Origin of the sequence: Bacillus sp. DNRA2 (assembly GCF_012843265.1) — a bacterium.
GTDB lineage: Bacteria > Bacillota > Bacilli > Bacillales > Cytobacillaceae > Bacillus_BU.
In genome coordinates this window covers 1-3,775 of the sequence record NZ_JABAIT010000058.1, presented here as the reverse complement: position 1 = coordinate 3,775, position 3,775 = coordinate 1, and the positions used below count along the sequence as shown (strand labels likewise).

General features: G+C 39.8%; 4 protein-coding genes, 1 tRNA gene and 1 rRNA gene. All 6 read right to left on the bottom strand.

What is annotated here, in order from left to right; genetic code table 11:
- Window positions 1-435: 435 nt before the first annotated feature.
- On the bottom strand, window positions 436-1,458 hold the full coding sequence (gene tsaD / locus HHO41_RS21855) for a tRNA (adenosine(37)-N6)-threonylcarbamoyltransferase complex transferase subunit TsaD (RefSeq protein WP_169102680.1): 1,023 nt from the start codon (window positions 1,456-1,458) through the stop codon (window positions 436-438).
- The gene (gene rimI, locus HHO41_RS21850; protein WP_169102678.1) at window positions 1,455-1,904 is read right to left on the bottom strand and encodes a ribosomal protein S18-alanine N-acetyltransferase; all 450 of its coding nucleotides are present in this window, start codon (window positions 1,902-1,904) and stop codon (window positions 1,455-1,457) included. Before rimI ends, tsaD begins: the two co-directional genes overlap by 4 nt.
- A 19-nt stretch (window positions 1,905-1,923) precedes the next feature.
- On the bottom strand, window positions 1,924-2,625 hold the full coding sequence (tsaB, locus tag HHO41_RS21845; protein WP_169102676.1) for a tRNA (adenosine(37)-N6)-threonylcarbamoyltransferase complex dimerization subunit type 1 TsaB: 702 nt from the start codon (window positions 2,623-2,625) through the stop codon (window positions 1,924-1,926).
- Complete coding sequence (gene tsaE, locus HHO41_RS21840; RefSeq protein WP_169102674.1) at window positions 2,622-3,077, bottom strand: tRNA (adenosine(37)-N6)-threonylcarbamoyltransferase complex ATPase subunit type 1 TsaE; 456 nt, start codon at window positions 3,075-3,077, stop codon at window positions 2,622-2,624. The genes tsaB and tsaE overlap by 4 nt, the downstream gene beginning before the upstream one ends.
- Window positions 3,078-3,582: 505 nt before the next feature.
- Window positions 3,583-3,656: transfer RNA gene (locus HHO41_RS21835), tRNA-Met, on the bottom strand.
- A gap of 25 nt (window positions 3,657-3,681) precedes the next feature.
- Window positions 3,682-3,775 (bottom strand): 5S ribosomal RNA (rrf, locus tag HHO41_RS21830); the annotation flags it as partial.

Below are 3,775 nucleotides of genomic sequence, written 5' to 3'. Positions count from 1 at the left end.
GGTTTTGAACTTATGAAACCTTCATGAGTTCATTTCACCTTTGTTTTTATTGGGTTTTGAACTTATGAGACTTCTATGAGTTCATTTCACCTTTGTTTTTATTGGGTTTTGAACTTATGGGGCCTTTATGATTTTAAAAAGCATTAGTAACTCGTGTTAAGTTACTAATGCTTTTTTCATTTCGCTTTATTCCGACAAAATGCTCCATGCTATCTTTAAAGTTATCCAAAACTTACTCACATTGTTATTCACATTACGGGGGCTATTTTTGCAACATCCACAGCAGTTTTCCACATTATCCACAATTTTAGTCGATGTTATCCACATTATCAACACCTTGGGGATAATTATCCACAAAAAACTCTCCTAGCACTGAATAGGAGAGTTCAAATTTTTATTTTCACTGTGGATAAGCTTTGTCGAATGGCGCTTAATTTAGTACAATGCTTCAATATCCAAACCGGGATTTGCATTTAAGGCAAGATCCGATCGTTTTCCTTTTTCAAACATGACACTACCGACAGCTGCAATCATCGCCGCATTATCAGTACATAATGATAATGGAGGGATAATCAGTTCAATTTCTGGATTTGCTGCAAATGCTTCTGTTAAAGCAGCTCTCAGTCCTTTATTTGCTGCAACTCCACCCGCAAGCAATAATTGCTTCACTTCATATTGCTTGGCAGCCCGTAACGCTTTAGTTACCAAAACTTCAACAACACTTTGTTGAAAACTTGCCGCCAAATCTTCAGGAGCAATCTCCTCTCCACGCTGCTCCGCATTGTGGACAGTGTTAATGACTGCCGACTTTAGACCGCTAAAACTAAAGTCAAAGGAGTTCTCCTCTAGCCACGCTCTTGGGAGCTTAATCGTTGGTGTACCCTCGTGTGCTAATCGATCAATATGCGGCCCTCCAGGATAAGGCATATGTAAGACCCTAGCTACCTTGTCATAGGCCTCACCGGCTGCATCATCCCTTGTTTCTCCGATAACCTCAAACTCACCGTGATCCTTCATATAGACTAGCTCAGTATGTCCTCCTGACACCACTAAGGCGAGGAGCGGAAACTTAAACTCAGTTACCAGCCGGTTAGCATAAATATGACCAGCGATGTGATGAACACCTACTAAAGGAATATTTTTTGCAAATGCCAGTGCCTTCGCTGCATTGACTCCTATTAAAAGAGCACCTACTAAACCTGGACCTTCTGTTACTGCGATTGCATCAATATCCGAAAATGAGATTTCTGCCTGTCTCATTGCTTCTTCTAAGACAATCGTAATCTGTTCAACATGGTGTCTGGAGGCTATCTCAGGGACAACTCCGCCAAACCGTTTATGACTCTCAATTTGTGATGCGACTACATTGGCGACGATTTCACGGCCATTCTTTACAATTGCTACAGCCGTTTCATCACAACTTGTCTCTATTCCCATAATCAATTGATCTTTTTTCATAAATTCACCCACATTACTAATGCATCCTCTTGATTATCAGTATAATAGCCCTTGCGAATGGCCCCATCCATAAAACCAAGCTTGCGATACAATCCTTGTGCTACGTAATTACTAACTCGGACCTCTAACGTCATTTTTTCAGCACCGAGTTTCTTAGTTACTTCGATGACTTTTGTTAATAATGCCTCACCTAGCTTTTTTCCTCTATACTCCGGTAATACGGCAATATTGGTAACATGAGCTTCATCAACAATAACCCAAACTCCACAATAGCCAACGACTTTGTTATCATCTTCAATGACAATATAAACAGCAAAGCGATTATTCGTCAGCTCATTCACAAAAGCTTCCTGTGTCCATGGGGTCGAAAAGCTTTCATGTTCAATTTTTAATACATCATCAATATCTGTTAATTCCATATAACGAAACGTAAGTGATCCGTTCATTGTTCCCATCCCTTGTAAACTATTGCTTTCTTTTGTTTGCTTCAAGCCATTTTGCTTCTGCTTCTGCAAGTCTTATGTAGTTTGGAACAAAGGTATGTATATCTTCTCCCGGTAAATCCTTTCCTAACAGCGCTAACTCTGCTGGTCGTGGATTATGCTCGGTAACATTAGCAAAAACAACTTGTTCTCCTAAAATATTCTGAATTGCTTCTTGATGTAATGGTAGGTCATTACCTACGAATAAAATCTTGTCTGAACCTTGTTTCAGTTTTTCTGCCCAGTCCTTTGATAGCACTAACTGATCTTTTTCTACTGCTGTAAGTTGGCCTTGAACAGACTGATAAAGTCCAGTATAAACCTGTCCACGGCGTGCATCAAATATCGGTGAAACCATGCCATTAAAGTAACGGGCAAGTGGCGCAGCGATAATCGCAAGGCTTGAGACCCCAACTAATGGGATATTTAAAGTCCATGCCAATGTTTTTGCAATCGTCACGCCAATCCGAACTCCTGTGTAGGAACCTGGTCCTTGTGCCACAACAATTTTTGTCAATTCTGCAGGTTTAACTCCGCAATCGTTAAGCAAATTTTCAATTGCTGGCATCACGCGAATGGAATGGTTTACTTTGACATTTGTGATGTACTCACCGATTACTTTTTCTTCATCGATAATTGCGATACCTAACACATAATTTGAAGTATCAATAGCTAATACCTTCATGAAAAAATCTCCTTACATAATTCCTCATAACGTGCACCAGATGGTTTTAACACAATTTTTCTCGATTGCTCATCCTCGTGGTACAGGTAGATAGTCAATATATCCTCTGGTAACTGCTCTTTTATTAAGTGTGCCCACTCAACAACGGTTACTCCACTTCCCTCAAAGTATTCATCAAAGCCAAGGTCTTCGTATGAATCCTCTACCCGATATACATCCATGTGATACAGCGGTAATCGTCCTTGGTATTCTTTAATGATGGTAAAAGTAGGACTGTTTACCGTTCGACTAATCCCTAATCCTTCTGCAAGACCTTTCGTGAAAGTTGTTTTTCCTGCACCTAAATCACCTTCTAACGCAATTACAGCCCCGGGCTGCAGCTTTTGGGCAAGTCGTTTTGCAAATTCTAATGTGTCTTGGGGCTCTTTTGAAATGAACTGAAATTCACCCATATATTTATCACCTTTATTTCGACCTTATAAATTAAGTGTGTTGTTGCTCTTCTTTGTGGAAAGCTCTGTTTTTGCTGAATGTTGATTTCTCTTCGTTTGGATAATAGACGGAGAATTTCCGCTTAAACTGAGAAATAACCATATTTCCCTAAGAATAAGGGGAGTTTTTCCGTTTATGTTATCCAAATCTTAAAATTATGGCTTATTTAGAGTGGTTAGACGGAAAAACTCCGCCTATTTTGGCTATTTAAGCTTCCTCTTTTTACTTTAGGCGGAAATTCTCCGCTTATTAATTCTGATAACTATACAAAAATCAACAATGGATAATTATAGAGCCTGATTGTGTTCGTTGTTTACAAAAAAACCTTAGGATTTGCCCTAAGGAAAATTATTCTATATGTAGTGTACATGATTTTATTCTTTCAAGCAAAAATCATTATGAAATCCGCTTCAAAAAATAAGCAAAAAAAAAGACGAAATTTAATTTCGCTTTTTTAATGGATTATTGCGGGGGCAGGATTTGAACCTGCGACCTTCGGGTTATGAGCCCGACGAGCTACCGGGCTGCTCCACCCCGCGTCGATAAAATAATATTAAAGTAACAGCCCGGCAGCGTCCTACTCTCACAGGGGGAGAGCCCCCAACTACCATCGGCGCTGAGAAGCTTAACTTCCGTGTTCGGTATGGGAACGGGTGTG

What these genes read in the sequence shown, in the direction of transcription:
- tsaB (WP_169102676.1), bottom strand. Translation starts at nt 2,625, where the DNA reads ATGAAGGTATTAGCTATTGATACTTCAAATTATGTGTTAGGTATCGCA.
- rimI (WP_169102678.1), bottom strand. Translation starts at nt 1,904, where the DNA reads ATGAACGGATCACTTACGTTTCGTTATATGGAATTAACAGATATTGAT.
- tsaD (WP_169102680.1), bottom strand. Translation starts at nt 1,458, where the DNA reads ATGAAAAAAGATCAATTGATTATGGGAATAGAGACAAGTTGTGATGAA.
- tsaE (WP_169102674.1), bottom strand. Translation starts at nt 3,077, where the DNA reads ATGGGTGAATTTCAGTTCATTTCAAAAGAGCCCCAAGACACATTAGAA.